Source organism: Pirellulales bacterium, from assembly GCA_036499395.1.
Lineage (GTDB): Bacteria > Planctomycetota > Planctomycetia > Pirellulales > JACPPG01 > JACPPG01.
In genome coordinates this window covers 46,165-63,466 of the sequence record DASYDW010000123.1, presented here as the reverse complement: position 1 = coordinate 63,466, position 17,302 = coordinate 46,165, and the positions used below count along the sequence as shown (strand labels likewise).

The window sequence follows — 17,302 nt, the reverse complement described above, 5'->3', positions numbered from 1 at the left end:
GTTGGCATGCGCGCGGTTTTCGGTAAGCACCTGATGAGACTGCTCGCGGCGGCGTTGTGCGCCGCGGCAGGCTGCACCGGCTCGAAGCAGATCGCTTCGGTCGAAGGCCCCCTCACGCCCTATTCGACAGCCATCGCCGCCTCGTCGGCAGGGTCGACGTCGCCAGGTGCGCCGGCGACTCCGGGCGCGAGTCCGGCCACGGGCAACCTGGCCTCGGCCACACCGGTTTCGACGAGCACGGCGAACGATCCTTACCGGTTCGATCCCTCCTCGGTCGATCCGGACCTGCTCGATCCCGACGAAAAGAAGCCGTCGACTTGGGAACGCGTTCAAGAGGCCGCGTCGCCGAAGAAATTTTCCTCTGGCTTCAAGAAAATGATCGGCCGCGGCCCGAACGAGGCGATCGCCCGGCATAGTTACAACATGGCCGATCTGTATTTCCGCGAAGGAGATTACGAAAAGGCCGTCGACGAATACAAGGTTGCCTCGTACCGCTGGCCCGATTCCAGCTTGCAAGAAGACGCCCTGTTCATGCTGGGCGAGTCCCACTTTCAGTTGAACCACTACCCCAAGGCGAGCGACGCCTACCACAAGCTGCTGAAGAAGTACGAGAACTCGCGCCATCTGGACGTCATCATCAAGCGCCGCTTCGCCATCGGCCGCTATTGGGAACAGCGCAGCAAGGACGATCCCGTTCGTGGTTTGAATTTCAAAGACAAGTCGATGCCGGTCTGGGACACCATCTCCAATACCGTGGCGATTTACGAGAGCATCCGCATGGATGACCCCACCGGACCACTGGCTGACGATGCCACGATGGCCACGGCCAACACCTTGTTCTTGAATGGTCGCTGGGAAGACGCGGCCTATCACTACGACCTGATGCGGACCGAATTCCCGCAAAGCGAGTTCCAGCCGCAGGCGCACCTGTTGGGCATGCAAGCCAAGCTGCGCTCCTATCAAGGGCCGCATTACGATGCGCGGCCGCTGCTCGAGGCGAGGAAGCTGGCGCAGACCTTGCAAACGCAATTCGTCGCGCAGATGCCGAACGAGCGTGAAAATATCGCGCAAGCCCTGAAGACAATCGAAGCACAAATGGCCGAGCGCGATTATTCGCTGGGTCAGTTCTATCAAAACAGCCGGCACTACTACGCGGCCCGCTTTTACTACGCCGAGGTGGTAAAGCAATATCCGCAAAGCCGGTTCGCCGACCTCGCCAAGGCGAACATGGATTCGATCAAGGACAAGCCGCCTGATTCGAAGAACGAGATCGAGTGGATCGCCAGCAAGTTCCGCCGCGCGCCGCAATTGCCGCCGGGGGCACCGGGTGTGCCTCTGCAGCCTGGCGCGCCGGCTGGGCCGACAGCGCCGCAAGATTCGCCGATCTTCGCCGGACCGCAACTGACTCCGCCGCCGGGCGCGCCACAAGCACCCGCCGTAGCTCGTCAACCGCAGGATCAGCGATGAACGCGCTTGATACATCCTGGCGAGGCAGAAGCTGGGGGCGATCCGCTCTCGGCACGCTCCTGCTCGCGGTGTCGCTGGCGGTCGTGACCGTGGGTTGCGCGCAATATCGATTCGGCGCTGACTCCCTCTTTCCCGCCGACATTCAGACGGTTTACGTCCCCATGTTTCAGTCCGACAGCTACCGCAAGGGGCTGGCCGAGCAGTTGACCGAATCGGTCTGCAAGGAGATTGAAAAGCGGACGAACTACAAAGTCGTTAACAATCCCAATGCCGACAGCGTCCTCTCGGGGCGCATTTTGAACGAAGTAAAGCGGATCATCGTCGAGGCACCGACCGACGAGCCGCGCGAATCGCAGGTCGAATTCTTCATCGAGGTCACGTGGCTCGATCGGCAGGGAGCGCTGCTTGCCCAATCGCAGAAGGTCCCGCTCCCAGGCACCGTGGCCAATATCAGCCAGACGGCGGACCTGGTGCCGGAAGTCGGCCAATCCGTGGCCACGGCGCAACAAGACGTGGTGACCAAGCTGTCCTATCAGATCGTTTCCATGATGGAGACCCCGTGGTAAGCTCGGCGTGATGAACGTCGAGGCACCACTTGTCTATCCCGGCCAGATTCCTGGCCGCGCCCGCGCCTGGCAATTGAAGACGCGCTCGCTCGCCTTGCCGCTTCGCCCGCTCGTGATGGGCATCATCAACGTCACGCCGGATAGTTTCTCGGACGGCGGACGTTTCGCGGAAACGAAAGCGGCCGTCGATCAAGCGCTACGGCTAGTGGCCGAGGGGGCCGATTTGTTGGATATCGGTGGCGAAAGCGCGCGCCCGTTCGCCGATGTGGTCGAGGCACGCGCGGAATTGCAACGCGTCCTGCCTGTCGTCCAGGCCGTGGCCGAGGCGACGCGCGTGCCGATTTCGATCGACACCTGGAAAGCCGCGGTGGCGCGCGAGGCAGTTGCCGCCGGAGCCGAAGTGATCAACGACATCACGGCCCTCACCGGCGATCCGGCGATGATTGAAGTGGCGCTCGAGACGAAGGCCGGTTTGTGCGCGATGCACATGCGCGGCACCCCGCAAACCATGCAACTCGACCCGCGCTACGATGACGTCGTGGCCGAAGTCTTCGCCTATTTGCGCGAGCGGCGCGACGCGCTGCTCGTGGCCGGCATCGAGCGCGACAGACTCGCCCTCGATCCCGGCATCGGATTCGGCAAAACGCACCAACACAGCCTGACCCTGCTGGCCGCCTGCCGAGGACTGCACGAGCTGGGACAGCCGGTACTGGTCGGGCATTCGCGCAAAGGATTCATCGGCAAGGTGATCCACGACAAGGAAGTCGACCGCACGCCAGGGACGATCGGCGTGGCCCTGGCGCTTGCCCAACAGGGTGTGCAGATCATCCGGGTCCACGACGTGGGCCCCGTACGTCAGGCCCTGATGCTGTTCGAGGCGTCCGGTGGTCTCGACGGCCGGCCAGGACGCATCGACGACTGACGCGTGGGCTTCCCAACTCCCGCGGTTCCGCTAGTCGGTCGGGGCTGAATCGGTTATTATGGTGGCAATGGGCGCCCAAGTTCCCCCTCGGTGGTGGGGATCAGCGGCCGGGCGGATCGCTCCGGGGAATCGACGCGCGGGAAGCATGCCATGGCTCGTAAGATCGTCAATCGAAAAGAATTGCGTAAAGAGGCCGAAGCCGCCGAGGCTGCCGATGGCAAGCCGGCAAAGAAGGTTCCGGCCAAGCGCAAGAGCCGTGCCAAGGCCGCCAAGGACGTCCGCCTGAAGGCCTTCTGGGGCGTCTTTAACCAGTCGATGAAGCGGGTCGCCCTGTTCGATTACAGCGAGCGCAAGGCGGCCGACAAGAAGGCGGCCGAACTCACCGCCTCGGCCAAAACGCCGCACTTCGTCCAGACGGTCAAAGAAGCGATCGCGGAGTAGGGGAAACTGCACCACCCCGCGACTCTAGTGCGTGAGTTTGGCGCGGCGCGGTCTGCGAACTTCTCGTTTCTCACGCCTTCCTGGTTACTTGCCAGGCGCAGCATTCTCGCGCGTAGGCGTGTTCGTTGCCCCCGCGTCCTTTGGCGAACCAGTCGAGCCACCTCCGATGACTAATGGTCGGCGAAACTGCCAAATCCGCAAAAGCTCAGTAAGCGGTTCGTGCACGTCTTCCGTTTGAAGTACGAATAGACTGTCGTGTAGGTTTTCACCGTCGCTAATCGCAGCGCGCACAACACGTATTTCTCCGCAGCCGCCGTTCTCCTTCCACGTCGCGGGTGAAAATACCTTACGTATTGCCGCAGCCATTTGCTCGCCGGAACCCGCCGGAACCCAATATATCAGCGGCCGCATTTCGTTCGGTCCGAGCGGCTCCGTACCAGTGGAATGAGCCTTAATCTGTGCGCGTGCATCGCGCAACAGTTTTTCCAATTCTTCGTGTACAGCTTGTGTCTGAGCGATAACCAAGAACTCATTGTGAAACGGCTCCATGCTGCCAGGTCCGCCACTGTCGTCCCACGAATCTGGCTGAATGGTCGACGAGATCGTGTTCATCAACCCGTAGAATTGCGGGGTCTTCGGCCAAACGGTTTTGACGAGATCACCGACAAAGTAAACCTCAGTCGTTAGGAATTCCCCCGCTATTTCATTGCTTGTGATCTTCAGAACCTCGTTTTGGACAACGAATGTCAGGTCAAAGTCGTTTAGAATCAGCCGTAGTGCCGACGCGAACGAAATCGGCTTGCGGAGCGAGATCGTTACCGGAGCTGCGGAATCGACCGCCGAGTCAGCCAGACCTTTAGTGTCGAGTTGCACGTTGATGTCGAACTTCGCGGCGAAGAAATCGGCCACATCCGAGAGTGGCGTATCAGCAAATTCGACTTTCACCGGCCGACGCAGGATGGCCTCGAAGTCGACAGTCGGGGCCGTTTCTGCCACAGCCGATTGCGCGGGAATCGGCGTATCCTCACCGTCAGCTTGTTGGACGGCAACGACCAAGAACGCAGTGACGATGAACGCGATCCAACGTGACATGAGTCGCTCCTCAATTCCTTGAAAACAGTGCTAAACGGACCCGCGTTTTTAGTCTAATGCGGTGCAATGACCGCGACGAGCTCGGTGCCTCGCCGTTATTCATAGGTTCCTAGACGCCGTAGGCGTCACACAAAATAGCCCAGGGCAACGCCCTGGGGTTTCAGTTCGGTAGTTTCGAAAAAGCCCTGCAAGGGCGCAACAGGTGGAAAGGCCATGAGTTGTTTCGCCCCTACAGGGCTTTTTGCTCATAGTAGATAAAACCCAATCACCCAGGGCGTTGCCCTGGGCTAGCCTGTTGCACACCTACGGCGTGCTCTCGTGCCGTCAGGTCGAACGTATTATGGGCATTCCTTATCGCAGCCGAGGCCGCGGCGTCCGGCTTCGTTACTTAAATTTCGGCTGCTGTGAATGATTCGGCACGCGGAACATTCCTCCGCCCACACCAACGCCTATCCCGCCCCCCACGTTTCCACTTCCGCCTCCCATGCCTCCCCCAATGACGCCTCCGAATTGCCTCGGCCCACCAAAGGGATTGAGACTGGTCATGATTTCAACAATTTGGTCGTGTACCTCAGGTGACTGGCGAATCAGTAACACATCTCCGGTTGGCGGAGCGGGTTGCCCTTGTATCTGCGGCGGCGCTGGGCCGCGACGGTCGACGATGCAAATCTCGCCGTCTCCTCCCTGGTCCTTCCAGCTCGCGGGGCCGATGAGTTTCTTAATGGCGTCGGCCATCTGGCCGCCGGGCGCCGCGCCGACGGAATAAAGTCTGGTAAATAGCTCAGGCTTCTCGGGATTCACGGCGTGACTATGCGCCTTCAATTCTTCGCGTAGCTTTTCGAAGAGCTGCGCTGTCTCGTCGTGAACCTCCTGCTTCTGACTGAATACCAGGTAGTCGCGGTTGAAGGCTTGAATACTGCCCGGGCCGCCGTTGTCTTCCCAGGAATCGGGTTGAATCGTCGACGTGATGAGATTCATCAGCGCCCCAAAGGATGACGTTGCCTCGCGGCGCGCTCTTGCCAAATCTCCGACGTAATAAACCTTCGTCACCAGGATTTCATCAGCCTTCTCTTTGCTGGTGATCGCCAGCGCCTCATTCATGACGACGAAAGCCAGATCGAATTCCTCGAGAATCGTTCGCAACGCCGATTCGAACGAGACGGGCTTAAGCGTCGAAAACGTGACCGGTGCGGATGAGTCGACCGCCGCATCCGTCAGCCCCTTTTGATCCAGCCGGATGTTGATGTTGAATTTCTTACCGCAATGTTCTGCAACGTCCACCAGTGGCGCGTCGACGAACTCTAGATCGACGGGCTGTTTCAAAGCCTTTGCGATAGCGGCCGCGGCACCTGCGTCGGACTCGGCCGTAATGACCGCATGGCTGCCGGCCGATCCCAGCGCGTTCCGATCGATCGTGATTTCTTTTGCAGCCTCGATCGCCTTCGGGCTTTCCGGCTCGTCGGCAGTGACCTGCGACGTGCCGCAGAGTAACAAAATCGCCAAGGCAATCCCGTAAACACGACGTGGTGCTGTCGCTGACATGAATCTGCTCCTTTTCGGACAAGTGACGAACTGGCGATCAAGGATCTCTACGGCGAAATGGCCCTGGCCTTTCTCACCAGGTCCGTGAATTCCAGGCGGTAGCCGTCGCGGTCGGCCCCTTGGCCTGCCTCGGCGAGTTGCAGAACGAGGTCGATGTTGGCACTCCCCTTGTGCGCCGATTGGCGCAGGATCATGCCGAAGGCGGCCACGGCCGCGGCGAATTCGAAATCGTCTCCTGCGGCCGCAATCGGTTGGCTGCGATCCGCAACTCGGAACTTCAGCAACTTGCTCTCATCACCCTCCGGCTCTTTGTAGCGCAGCTTAAGCGTCAAGAGATCGTTCGACTGCTCGGCGGCGGGATTCAGTTGCGGGCTTTGATACTCCAACTTGTCGACCGCGCTCGGTGCGCCCGCCGGAATGACTTCGTAGAGGGCGGTCACCGTGTGCCCTGCCCCGATCTCGCCGGCGTCTTTCTTGTCGTCGTTGAAATCTTCCTTGGCCAGGATGCGATTCTCGTAGCCGATCAGTCGGTACGACTGCACGCGCGCCGGATTGAACTCGATCTGAATTTTGACGTCCTTGGCGATCGTCACCAGCGTGCCGGAAAGTTGTTCGACGAGGACCTTGCGGGCTTCGGCCAGCGAGTCGATATACGCGTAGTTGCCGTTCCCTTTGTCGGCCAGTTGCTCGAGCGTGGCGTCTTTCAGGTTGCCCATGCCGAAGCCGAGCACGCTGAGGAAGATGCCGCTGGCGGCCTTTTCCTTGATCAGCGCGACGAGTTGGTCGGCATCGGTAATGCCGACATTGAAATCGCCGTCGGTCGCCAGAATTACGCGATTCGCGCCGCCCCGAACGAAGTTTGCCACCGCGGTTTCGTAGGCCAGTTGAATGCCCGAGGCTCCATTGGTCGAGCCGCCGGGTTGCAGAGCGTCGATGGCCTGCAGAATTGTCTGCTTGTCGTTCCCCCGGGTCGATGGGAGCACCAGGCCTGACGCGCCGGCATAGACCACGATCGCCACGCGATCGTTCTCGTCGAGCTTGCCGACCAACAGGCGCATTCCCTCCTTGACCAGGGGGAGTTTGTTCGGGTCATTCATCGAGCCCGAGACGTCGAGCAAAAACACCAGATTCGTGGCAGGACGATGGTCGACCGCGATTTCGCGCCCCTTTAGGGCGACGCGCACCAGGCGGTGCGTGGGGGCCCAAGGGCAATCGGCGACCGCCGTGTGCGCGGCAAACGGGACGTTATCTTGCGGCGGAGCGTAATCGTAGTGGAAGTAATTCACCATCTCTTCGATGCGCACAGCCTCGGCCGGAGGCCGACTGTTCTGATTCAGAAAACGCCGCACATTGGCGTAGGAAGCCGTATCAACGTCGATCGAGAAGGTCGAGAGAGGCTGTTGCCAAACCGATTCGAAGACGTTCTCGACGATCGATGCATAGGCCTCGCCGCCGTTTGCACCAACAGCGGGAACATTGTGGTTGTCGACGTCGCCGGGCCGGCGTGGGATTACGAGGGAAAGCTCATTCTGCGGCGGGCGTCCTTGTGTTTGCGACTGTTGCAAGTTTGCGGGCTGCGCGGCGCGACGACGGCCGCCCCCCGCGGCGCCGCCAAACGTCCCGCCACCCATCATCCCTCCGCCCATTCCGCCACCCATGCCAGCGCCCGTTCCACCGCCCATGCCACCGCCACCGCCCATCATCCCGCCACTTACGGCGCCGCCCGTTCCGCCCATCGGGCCATTGATCGGTATGAGGTTCGTGGGGTTTGAACCCGCCAATATCTCCGTGATCTGATCATGCACTTCGCCGGTTTGGCGAATGAGCAGCGAGTCTCCTGCCGTGGCACTGTTGGGCTGCTGACCTTGGGTTGGCGCGCGGCGCTCGACGACGCGAATCTCGCCCTGGCCCCCCTGATCTTTCCAAGTCGACGGCGCGACGAGCGCCTTAATGGCGTCCGCCATCTGCATCCCCGACGCCGTGCCGACGGAATAGAGCCTGGCCGAGATCTCGTCCTTCCCGGCGTTCAAGGAGGTACCGCGAGTTTTCAATTGCTCGCGTAGCTTTTCGAAGAGAGTTACCACCTCGTCGTGGACGTCCTGTTTCTGGCTGACGACGACGAAATCGCGACCGAAAGGGTGAGTGCAGCCTGGACCGCCGTTGTCGTCCCACGAGTCAGGCTGAATCACTGACGTTATGAGATTCATCAGTGCTCCAAATTGAGGACTTTTCTGGGGACCTGTCCTCATCAAGTCACCGACGAAGTAAACCTTCGTCACCATGATCTCGTCGGCCTTCTCTTTGCTGGTGATCGTCAGCGCCTCATTCACGACGACGAAAGTCAGATCGAATTCGTCGAGAATCATTCGCAACGCCGATTCGAACGAGACCGGTTTTACCGTCGAGAACGTGACCGGCGCGGATTCATCGACCGCAGCATCCGTTAGCCCCTTACGATCCAGCCGGACGTTGATCCCTAGTTTCTTGCCGCAGTATTCCGCGACATCCGCCAGCGGCGTATCGGCGAACTCGAAATCGATGGGCTGTTTCAGAATCCTTGCGAAATCGACCTCGGGAGTTTTGTTCGGCTCTCCGAGACCGCCGCCGCCGGGGACTGGCTGGTCGGCGGCAGCCCGCGCCGCCGCGCCGCGCATGCCGCGCAATCCACCGCCACCGCCGCGCGGCTTTTCCTTTGCCGGGACGGACGGGTTATCCGGAGTTTCGGATCCGAACGGATCCACTCCTTCTGCAACCTGCCCAAAAACGACGTTCGTCGAAATCAGGGACACCAAGAGCGCAGCAACTAACGACGTCCACTTGCGTGACATAGAAGCCTCTCCTTTGGCGCGAGAATTCACGGAACCGTGAATGTAGAAATCGGCCAGCGGCAGGCGGTTCCGGGCGCCTGCCTAGCTCTATGCGCGAATGCTACCCGAACTCGCTAGGCAATCGCAAGAAAAATCCGACGGCTTTACAGTCCTTTAATGAGGCACCGAGGCGCCTCTTCCCCGGACGCCGCGCCACGCATAGAGTCAACTAGGAGGGCATCGTTGACTCTCCCCCCGGGGCAGCCCACAATCGCATCTCCGGTCGCCGCGGGGACCGGTCCCCAGGCCGTACCGGGCGCGGCTGCCAGGACCGGTCATGCTGGCCCCCTATTGCGACTCGCTCGGATCCTGTCCCTCCCCGACTCACGCGGAAGTTCGTCGCCCATGGAGTTTCAACCCGGTCTGACTGTCGGCATTGATCTCGGCACCACCTTTTCGGCGATTGCCCACCTGAACGAGGAGGGGAACCCGGTCGCGCTGCCCAACGAAGATGAGGAAGTCGAAACGCCCAGCCTGATCCTCTTAGCCGATTCCGGTCACGTGGTCGTCGGCCCCAGTCGCATGCGGGCCGCGATGGAGGATCCCGAGCACGTCGTGGAACGCGTGAAGCGGCACATGGGCAGTGTCGAGTACAAGCGCACGTTCGACGGCCACGAGATCACGCCCGAGTTCCTGTCGGCGTTGATCCTCAAGAAGCTACGGCAGGACGCCGAGAAGCAGATCGGCAAGATCGGCAATGCCGTGATCACGGTGCCGGCCTATTTCAATGACTCGCGCCGCAAGGCCACGCAAGACGCCGGGAAGATTGCCGGGCTGAATGTGGTTGACATCATTAACGAGCCCACAGCCGCCACGCTGACCTATGCCTGGCACCGCAACGAACTGGGAGCCGCGAAAGCAGCCTTCGATAAGCCGCATCAGGCTCTCGTCTATGACCTGGGTGGCGGAACGTTCGACGTGACGGTCGTACGTTATACACCCACACATTTCCAGGTTCTGGCCACCGACGGCGACGTGCAGTTGGGGGGCGTCGACTGGAACGATCGCATCTTGGAACATGTCGCTAAGGAGTTTCAATCGCGACACAACCTGGACGTGCATAGCTCGCCCAACACAATGCAGATGTTGCGCCACGATTGCGACCAGGCCAAGATCGCGCTGACCGAGGGAGATAAGACTTCGATCATCTGCCGGCACGGCGGCAAGAGCCTGTCCATCCCGATCACGCGCGAACAATTCGAGGATATGACGGCCGACCTGCTGCAGCGCACGGTCGATACGACCGAGCAAGTCATGGAGCAGGCCAAGGTTGAAGCCGGGCAACTTGATGCGATCGTGCTGGTGGGCGGTTCAACGCTGATGCCGAAGGTGCCGCAGATTCTCGAGCAGGCGACCGGCATCAAGCCGTACCAGGGGATTTCGCCCCATACGTCGGTAGCCCAGGGAGCCGCGATTCATGCCGCGATTCTCGAAGCCAAGTATCGCGGCGATAAAAGCGACTTGGCCGACAAAGTGCGCAAATACTTGAAGCAGATCAAGCAAGAGGACGTGAACTCGCACGGGCTGGGCGTGGCGGTCAAGCATCCGCGCACCGGCAAGATGATCAACCACCTGATGATCCGCCGCAACACGCGCTTGCCCGCCGAGGCGAAGCAAACCTTTCACACCAACGCTCCTGCGCAGCAACGCGTGACGGTGAAGGTCATCGAAGGGGACGCGCCCGACCCGGATGCTTGCCTGCTGATCGGCAATTGCAGCATCAAGGACCTGCCGGCGAATCTGCCCAAGGGAGCGCCGATCGAAGTGACTTACGCGTTCGACAGCTCGGGGCGCGTGCGCGTGCGGGCCCGCGACGTGACCGGCGGCCAGGAAGCGACGATCGATATCCAGCGCAAAAGCGGCTTGGACGACACCCAGGTCGACGCTTATCAGAGTCTGGCGAAGGATTATGTCGTGGAATAGACTCGATCCGGCCTAGACGTTCGACGGGAATGGCCACGATGATTGCCCAGGGCGGGGGCCATCGGCCGAGCAGATGTGCGAGCCAGAACAAACACGATTTTCAGTCATCTTGAATCCACACGCGTTTCATGGCGAAGCAGTTAGAAGTTTATCGCGATTGGCTGGGCATCACCGAGACGACCCGCCCTCTGACGCATTATCAGCTCCTGCGGCTGGGCAAGTTCGAGGATGATCCGGCCAAGATTCGCTTGCACTATCGCAAGATGAATTCGCACGTGCGCAAGTTCGCCAGTGGCGACTTCGCGCAGCAATCTCAAGAGCTTTTGAACGAGTTGGCCAAGGCCATGCTCTGCCTGACGGACACGCGCCGTAAAGGTGAATACGACGCTTCGCTGGGCCGGGCCGAGACCAGCAAACGCCGCAAGCACACGTTGGAAGAGATTCTGGTCGGGCGAAAGATCATCGACGCGGCGGCGCTCGAGAAGGCCCGCAACCTGGCCAAGGCGATCAACCTCGAAATCCGCGACGCCGTGATCCAGCAGAAGGTCCCGGCCGACGTCGTGATGATGGCCTACGCCGAATCGCTGGGCTTGCCTTATATCGACTTGGGCGATGTCGGAGTTAGCGAAGAATTGGCGCCGAAGGTGCCGGCCGTGCTGGCGCGGCAGCATTCGTGCGTGCCGGTGCTAGCCGATCATGGCGAATTGCTGATGGCGTCGCCCAACCCGCTGGTTCCGGAAATCGAAGAAGAACTGCGGTTGCGAATCGGCATGCCGGTGCGGACGATCATTTGCACCCCGGCCGAGGTCCATGCCGCGGTGGCCAAGTATTACCCGAAGGAGGCCGCGGCCGCACAGATGCATGCCGGCGTCGCGACCGGCGCGTCGCTGGCCAGCGTGGAAACGCCCGCGACCAAGGCGACCAAGGCGACCAACGCTGCCGCGGCTGATAATGGCGAAGCGGCTCCCACCGCCGACAAGGCAACGATGAAGAAGCGCAGGCAGATCGGCGCCGGATTCGGCTTCATGTGGGCCTTCATGGGGCTGGTCATGTTCGGCACCTTCTTTCCCCGGATCGCTAAGAATTGGGGCGTGGGGAGCACCATGAAATTGGTCGGCATAGCGCTCGTTGCAGGGGTAGTCGCCGCCGGGATCGGTTCGATCATCGGCGGGATGTTCAAAAAGGCGTAAAGCAGGCGGTCATTTCGGCGGTTAGCCGAGTACAGCTTGCAGCTTTTCCGCGGTCGCCGTACTGCCGAGTTCTGCCTTGCCGAAACCTTGGATTGCGCCGGCCGCGATGGCCGTGGCCTGCGCGTCGGCGTAATTGCTGACCAGCATCACCGGCACCGCGGAGAGAGCGGCGTCGCCCTTCAGCGTGGTCAAGATTTCCATGCCGTCCGAGTAATCAGCATCGAGCTTGCGATTGATAAGCACCAGGTCGATCGGCTCTTTCCGCATCTGCGTTAGCGCATCAGCGAGTCCGTGCGCCTGTACGACCACGGCGCCAAATCGCGATTCCAGCAACCTGCGGATCGCGAAATGATCCGGCACACACTGGCCAACATCAAGAACGCGCTTGGGCATTGTTGCACTCGCAGCTAAGAAGATCAGATCGTCCGCAGATTGCAAAGATTTCGCAGACGAATACGAAGGAACGCCAACTACTTCTTCAAATCTGCGTCCATCTGCGGATCGCTCTTCCGAAAAGACTCCCCACGGGGCGTCTACTTATCTTTGCCTTCCAAGTTTTCGATTGCGAAGAGGTGTGTCTTATTGGCGATGTACAGGATGTCATTCGCCACGACCGGCGTGCTGTACACCGAATTGCCCATGTTGTTTTCGGCCAGGATATCTTTTTCCTCTCCCAGCTTGAACACCGTGACCTTGCCTTCTTCATCGCCGATGAACACCTTGCCATCCACGATCAGGGCCGAGCCCCAGGTCGCAGCAAACAAGTCGTGCGTCCAATACGGCTTGCCGGTAATGGCGTTCAAGCAATGGAACAGGCCGCTGAAATCGGAGAGGTATAGCAGGTCGTCCTTAATCACGACACTGCCGCAGGTGCGGTGCATCGTCTCTTCGAATTCGGCTTTACCGTTGCCGTTCTGATCGAAATCGGCATAGTGCCAGACTACGGCCGAGTTCGGATTCGGTCGGGCGACCTCGCCCTGGGTTGCGTCGACGGCCTGCAACCGCTTGTGCGGGATCGGCTTGCTCAGGTCCTTCACGTTGAAGGCCAATTCCGAGCTCACGTCGCCACGCTTGGTCGGATCGATGCACCACAGATGCCCAGGGCCTTCGCCATGTTCGGGGTCTTGCCCTACAGCCAGGTAGACCTTGTCCTTGTAAACGACCGGTGTGGCGATGATTTCGTTGCGTGTGCCGCGTCCGCCGAGGATGTATTTCGATTCCTTCGGGTTGGCGTCGAACTTCCATAACATCTCGGCCTTGCCGCCGGGCGTGGCCTCGCCCAGAAAGCTGTACAGGTAGCCGTCACCGCCGGCGAACATCACCTGCGGCACGCCCCCCAGCACGGCATACGTCGGGCTCGACCATTGGCCATGCAGGATGTTCATGCCGGGCGAGCTGTCGGCCCACAGCACCTTGCCCGTGTTCTTGTCGACGGCCAGGAAACTGGGCGCTTGCGGCGCGGGTAGGTTGACGTGCGATTCGTCGACACCGTTCGAGGTGCAAACCCACAGGATGTCCCCCGTGGCCGTGATTGAGCAACTGCACATGTTGTGTTGCGACACGCCGAGCTGCGTCATCATGTTCAACGACCAGATGACGTCGGCCTCGTCCTTCTCGGTGTTCGTTTCCGAAGTGAACGGACCGTTGTTCTTGCCGTCCAGGAAGCCTTCGGTGTCCAGGCAGAGCACTTCGCCGCGGCTAGTCACGAACCACAATCGCTTGCCTTCGACATACGGCGCACAGCAGATCCCTTGCAGCGGCCAGTCGTGGACACGCCCCGTGGGGAGCTTCTCGCTGGAGTGCTGCCAGAGGAATTTGCCATCCGCTTCGTTGAAGCACAGCAGGCAGCCCAGGTCGGTCTCTGCCGGATAACGCTTTAACCAGCCGGCGCCGTTATTGGTGCCGACCCAGATCTTGCCGTCGGCCACGACCGGGTTGCCGTAGCTCTGCGAGCCGAGTTTGGCGACCCACTTGATGTTCTTGCTGGTTTCCTTTTTCCACTCGCCGGTCTTGGCATCGAACTGACCCGGATCAAACTCCGCGGGAATGTTCTTGCCGACCGGAGTGTTGTTGCGCGTCGAGGAGCCGGCCCATTGATTCCACCAGCGATTGCTGACTTCGGGCTCGTTCGACTTGGCTTTATCGGCGGGCTTCGCGTCCGCTTTGTCAGCCGGCTTGGCCGCGGTCTTTGTCACGGGTTGCGGGACCGCCTTCGCGGCGGGAGCCTTGGCCTGAGCTTTCTTGGCTTGTTGGGCCGATAGCTCCTTTTGGGCCACGAAACCGACAGCCCCGACCAGAACCAGCAATGCCCCGATACGCAAGGATTTCATGATCGTGTTATCTCGCAAAGAATGACCACGTTGCCAAGTTTTGCCCAACGGCATCTGGCGACGGGTTGTAAAGTCTAGTTTTCGATCAACTCTCAAGTCGTGCGAACACGGAAAATGCCTATTTTGCCGGCGACGGCGTGACCGTGATGTTGTCGTAGAACAGCTCGGCGTTGCTGGCGTTACCGAACAAGCCGGGGCTTCCTTCGAGGTTCGGCGCGTCGTCCTCGGCCTCAATGGTCCAGGCCGTCGGCTCGCCTTCACCACGCGGCCAGACCTTCCCCTTGAGTACGGCCTTGCCGTCGACGACGTTCGCCTGGAACTTCATCGTGTACCAGACGTCGGGCTTCCATTCGAAGGGAACCGATTTCGAAAAGCGGTCGAGCACGGCCGTCCAGCTACGAATTTGCACCTGCTGGCTGGCACCCATCAGGTCTAGCGTGTAGCGCTGCGCGATCAGGCCGATGTCGGGCATCTTCCCGTCTTTCTCGCCCTCGGCCGGCTTGCCATCTGCCGGCTTGGCGGCGGCGGTGCCCGCCTCGTCCTTTTCCTTGTCGGCCCCATCGCGATTGGCGGCCAGGCCAGCGGCCGGCACATTGACAAAGGCAATGCTGCCGCGGACGTCGGCCTGAATCGTGTAGTCGTGCAGATTCGTCGGGCCCATCCAGGCCTGACTGCGCGTGCCCTTGGGAACCGTCGTGATCTTGGCCATCACGTGCTCGCCGTCGAGATCACGCGGCACGTGACGCACCCGCGCCCCGACCCACGTGACCGGCACCTGGCCATCCTCGAAATCGAACTTCCACGGTAGCGGCGGTTCGATCCGCACGCGGGCTGTGCCCGTCAATTCGCCCACCTTGGCCGTGACAATCGCGGCGGCGTGACCGTCGATCGGCTTCGTCGTGAGCTCTCCCTTTTGGTCGATCTCGGCCGGCCCCTGTACCGAATAGGTCGCGTCACTCTCTTTGATCAATTGCCCCAGGGCATTGAACAGTCGCGTCTTGAACACGACCTTCTCGCCCGGTTTGACCAGCGCCTCTGCCGGCACAACTTGCAATTGAGCGGGGGTCGTGTCGGTCAGTACCGCTTCGGCCGGCGGCGCAGGAGGAGGATCGGACATGGGCTTCGCATCTGCGTTGCCAATGCAATACATCGCGGTCGTGGTCGGCAGGTAAATCCGGCCGTGCGAAACGGCTACCGAACCGTAGATCTCTTCCACGTTCGGGAAACGTGTACGCTGCGCGATCTTCACGCCGTCTGCCGTCGGCTGCAGAACGTGCCAGGCGCTGGTCGTACAGGCGAAGATTTTGCCGTCGGCGAAAACCGGACTGGCCCGGGTGATGGTGCCCAGCAGGCGCTGCTTCTTGCCGACGTCTGCGCCGGTCGCGGCGTCCAGGACATAGACGATATTCGAATCGTCCAGAGCGTAAATGCGTCCGTTTAGTAATAGCGGCGAGCTCCGGCCCACCATGATTTCCTTGCGGCGCCACTTTTCGTTCGAGGCCGTGATATCGCCGGTGCCGACGGCACTATACGCGCCGAAGGCCCCCATCGTGCTATCCTCGCGGTTCTCTTCGCTTTGCCCCATGTAGACGATATTGTTTTCGACGAGCGGCGAGACGTTCAGGCCGCGCAGCGAGAATCGAAACGACCATACCGGTTTGCCGGTACGCGGCTGGAAGGCCCACACCGAACCATCGCCCGAGCCGAAGACCATCAGCGGCTGCCCCTCGACCACCGTCAAGAACGGCGTGCTGTAAGTCGTATCGTCGGGCAGAGGACGAGTGCCGTTGATCCACACCAGCTCGCCCGTCGCTTTGTTGAACGCCATGAAGCGATGCATCGGACGCGCCAGCTCGCCCCAGCCGGTGGTCACGGCGCTGATGATGACCAGGTCGTCGAAGACGACCGGCACGTTCGTACGACCGCCGTAGGTGCTGAGCAGGCCGAATTCTTCGCTGAGCGAGCGGGACCAGATCGTCTTGCCCGTGTCCCCGTCGAGGCATTGCATATAGCCGCAGACGCCCATCGCGTAGACGCGTCCGGTGGTGGGGTCGCCGGCGCAACAGCTCCAGGCGACGCGCGTGTCAGGCACGTCGGACAGGTAGACGTTGAATTTGTTTTCCCACAGAACTTTACCCGTGACGGCGTCAGCGCAGATGACCTTTTCGCCTTCGCCGTGCGTGCCTGGATCGCTGCTGGCCAAAGTGTAGAGCTTGCCATGCATCACGATCGGAGTGCTGCGCGTCCGCAACTCCGGGTTCTGCCAGAGTAGGTTCTTGCCGGACTTGGGGTCCCAGGTGTCGGGCAAACCGGTCTCACGAGAGATGCCGTTTTGCTCGGGGCCACGCCAGTTCGGCCAATCGAGCGGGTCGATCTTTTTCAGGGCCGGGGCCGACTTACCCGGCTCGTTCTTAACGGCTGCGGTTGGTGTCGCGGGCTTGGCTTTGGCAGGCGCGGCGGCCGCCGCGGCTTTCGCCTTGGCTTTCGGCGTTGCTTGTGCGCCTGCGTCCGTCGCAGCGGTCGCAATCAGGCCGAGGGCGGCAACGCAGGTCAACAGTCTGGCGAATACGCTGGATCGCATTGGGAAGGCTCACAAGAGGCCGGGTGGTCCGGATCGGGGCGGGCTGGATCGCGGGTGCGGCCCGCTGACGTCGCATGATCCTTGCATTCGGGTGCGACATCCCAGGACGCGTACGCGTCAGAATCGTAGCCACTTAAAGGATAAGGCACCGCGCCCCCCCCGGCAAGCGGCCCTAGAGGCGCGCAAACCATACGTTAGACGCGCGTGCCGAGGTTGATGCGACGACAGAATCATGCCCGCCTTGGCTCACCAAGTTCTGATCAACGAAGATGTTGCGAGGTCGCGCAATACTCGGCTATGCCAGATGGCCTATGGACGAAAACACCCGCTCTCGTGGCACACGACAGCGGGGGGGATCGCGACGCGATCCGTGCGGCCGAG

12 protein-coding genes are annotated in these 17,302 nt (G+C 60.9%); 6 read left to right on the top strand and 6 right to left on the bottom strand.

Annotation, left to right across the window (positions count from 1 at the left end):
* Positions 1-6 precede the first annotated feature (6 nt).
* The 4 genes from VGN12_24330 (at position 7) to VGN12_24315 (ending at position 3,396) form a co-directional block, all read left to right on the top strand.
* On the top strand, positions 7-1,467 hold the full coding sequence (locus VGN12_24330; GenBank protein HEY4312599.1) for a tetratricopeptide repeat protein: 1,461 nt from the start codon (positions 7-9) through the stop codon (positions 1,465-1,467).
* Complete coding sequence (locus VGN12_24325; protein ID HEY4312598.1) at positions 1,464-2,033, top strand: LptE family protein; 570 nt, start codon at positions 1,464-1,466, stop codon at positions 2,031-2,033. The genes VGN12_24330 and VGN12_24325 overlap by 4 nt, the downstream gene beginning before the upstream one ends.
* A 10-nt stretch (positions 2,034-2,043) precedes the next feature.
* Positions 2,044-2,955 carry a dihydropteroate synthase gene (gene folP / locus VGN12_24320; GenBank protein ID HEY4312597.1) on the top strand — a complete coding sequence of 304 codons (912 nt, stop codon included), beginning with the start codon at positions 2,044-2,046 and terminating at the stop codon, positions 2,953-2,955.
* Between the two features lie 90 nt (positions 2,956-3,045).
* Entirely contained in the window at positions 3,046-3,396 is a 351-nt protein-coding gene (locus VGN12_24315) for a hypothetical protein (protein ID HEY4312596.1), read from the top strand.
* Positions 3,397-3,480: 84 nt separating this feature from the next.
* Here the strand turns inward: VGN12_24315 and VGN12_24310 are convergent, their stop codons facing one another.
* From VGN12_24310 to VGN12_24300, 3 genes are all read right to left on the bottom strand, one after another.
* Positions 3,481-4,488, bottom strand: coding sequence for a hypothetical protein (locus tag VGN12_24310; protein HEY4312595.1), 1,008 nt, complete (start codon positions 4,486-4,488; stop codon positions 3,481-3,483).
* Positions 4,489-4,872: 384 nt separating this feature from the next.
* Positions 4,873-6,030: a hypothetical protein gene (locus VGN12_24305; GenBank protein HEY4312594.1), complete on the bottom strand. Its 1,158-nt coding sequence runs from the start codon at positions 6,028-6,030 to the stop codon at positions 4,873-4,875.
* A 47-nt stretch (positions 6,031-6,077) separates the two neighbouring features.
* On the bottom strand, positions 6,078-8,858 hold the full coding sequence (locus tag VGN12_24300; protein HEY4312593.1) for a VWA domain-containing protein: 2,781 nt from the start codon (positions 8,856-8,858) through the stop codon (positions 6,078-6,080).
* Between the two features lie 384 nt (positions 8,859-9,242).
* Here VGN12_24300 and VGN12_24295 point away from each other — a divergent pair, with 384 nt between their 5' ends.
* Positions 9,243-10,820 carry an Hsp70 family protein gene (locus VGN12_24295; protein ID HEY4312592.1) on the top strand — a complete coding sequence of 526 codons (1,578 nt, stop codon included), beginning with the start codon at positions 9,243-9,245 and terminating at the stop codon, positions 10,818-10,820.
* Positions 10,821-10,948: 128 nt separating this feature from the next.
* The gene (locus VGN12_24290; GenBank protein ID HEY4312591.1) at positions 10,949-12,010 is read left to right on the top strand and encodes a hypothetical protein; all 1,062 of its coding nucleotides are present in this window, start codon (positions 10,949-10,951) and stop codon (positions 12,008-12,010) included.
* 21 nt (positions 12,011-12,031) lie between these two features.
* Here VGN12_24290 and VGN12_24285 read toward each other — a convergent pair whose 3' ends face one another.
* The 3 genes from VGN12_24285 to VGN12_24275 all read right to left on the bottom strand — a co-directional run bounded on the left by VGN12_24285 (position 12,032) and on the right by VGN12_24275 (position 16,921).
* Entirely contained in the window at positions 12,032-12,403 is a 372-nt protein-coding gene (locus tag VGN12_24285; protein ID HEY4312590.1) for a response regulator, read from the bottom strand.
* Between the two features lie 140 nt (positions 12,404-12,543).
* Entirely contained in the window at positions 12,544-14,340 is a 1,797-nt protein-coding gene (locus VGN12_24280) for a PQQ-binding-like beta-propeller repeat protein (GenBank protein ID HEY4312589.1), read from the bottom strand.
* Between the two features lie 118 nt (positions 14,341-14,458).
* On the bottom strand, positions 14,459-16,921 hold the full coding sequence (locus VGN12_24275) for a PQQ-binding-like beta-propeller repeat protein (GenBank protein HEY4312588.1): 2,463 nt from the start codon (positions 16,919-16,921) through the stop codon (positions 14,459-14,461).
* Positions 16,922-17,302: the final 381 nt, after the last annotated feature.

Excerpts from the sequence above, each read along its gene's own strand:
- folP (HEY4312597.1), top strand. The coding sequence starts at position 2,044 with ATGAACGTCGAGGCACCACTTGTCTATCCCGGCCAGATTCCTGGCCGC.
- VGN12_24290 (HEY4312591.1), top strand. The coding sequence starts at position 10,949 with ATGGCGAAGCAGTTAGAAGTTTATCGCGATTGGCTGGGCATCACCGAG.
- VGN12_24330 (HEY4312599.1), top strand. The coding sequence starts at position 7 with ATGCGCGCGGTTTTCGGTAAGCACCTGATGAGACTGCTCGCGGCGGCG.
- VGN12_24305 (HEY4312594.1), bottom strand. The coding sequence starts at position 6,030 with ATGTCAGCGACAGCACCACGTCGTGTTTACGGGATTGCCTTGGCGATT.
- VGN12_24285 (HEY4312590.1), bottom strand. The coding sequence starts at position 12,403 with ATGCCCAAGCGCGTTCTTGATGTTGGCCAGTGTGTGCCGGATCATTTC.
- VGN12_24295 (HEY4312592.1), top strand. The coding sequence starts at position 9,243 with ATGGAGTTTCAACCCGGTCTGACTGTCGGCATTGATCTCGGCACCACC.
- VGN12_24325 (HEY4312598.1), top strand. The coding sequence starts at position 1,464 with ATGAACGCGCTTGATACATCCTGGCGAGGCAGAAGCTGGGGGCGATCC.
- VGN12_24275 (HEY4312588.1), bottom strand. The coding sequence starts at position 16,921 with ATGCGATCCAGCGTATTCGCCAGACTGTTGACCTGCGTTGCCGCCCTC.
- VGN12_24300 (HEY4312593.1), bottom strand. The coding sequence starts at position 8,858 with ATGTCACGCAAGTGGACGTCGTTAGTTGCTGCGCTCTTGGTGTCCCTG.
- VGN12_24280 (HEY4312589.1), bottom strand. The coding sequence starts at position 14,340 with ATGAAATCCTTGCGTATCGGGGCATTGCTGGTTCTGGTCGGGGCTGTC.
- VGN12_24310 (HEY4312595.1), bottom strand. The coding sequence starts at position 4,488 with ATGTCACGTTGGATCGCGTTCATCGTCACTGCGTTCTTGGTCGTTGCC.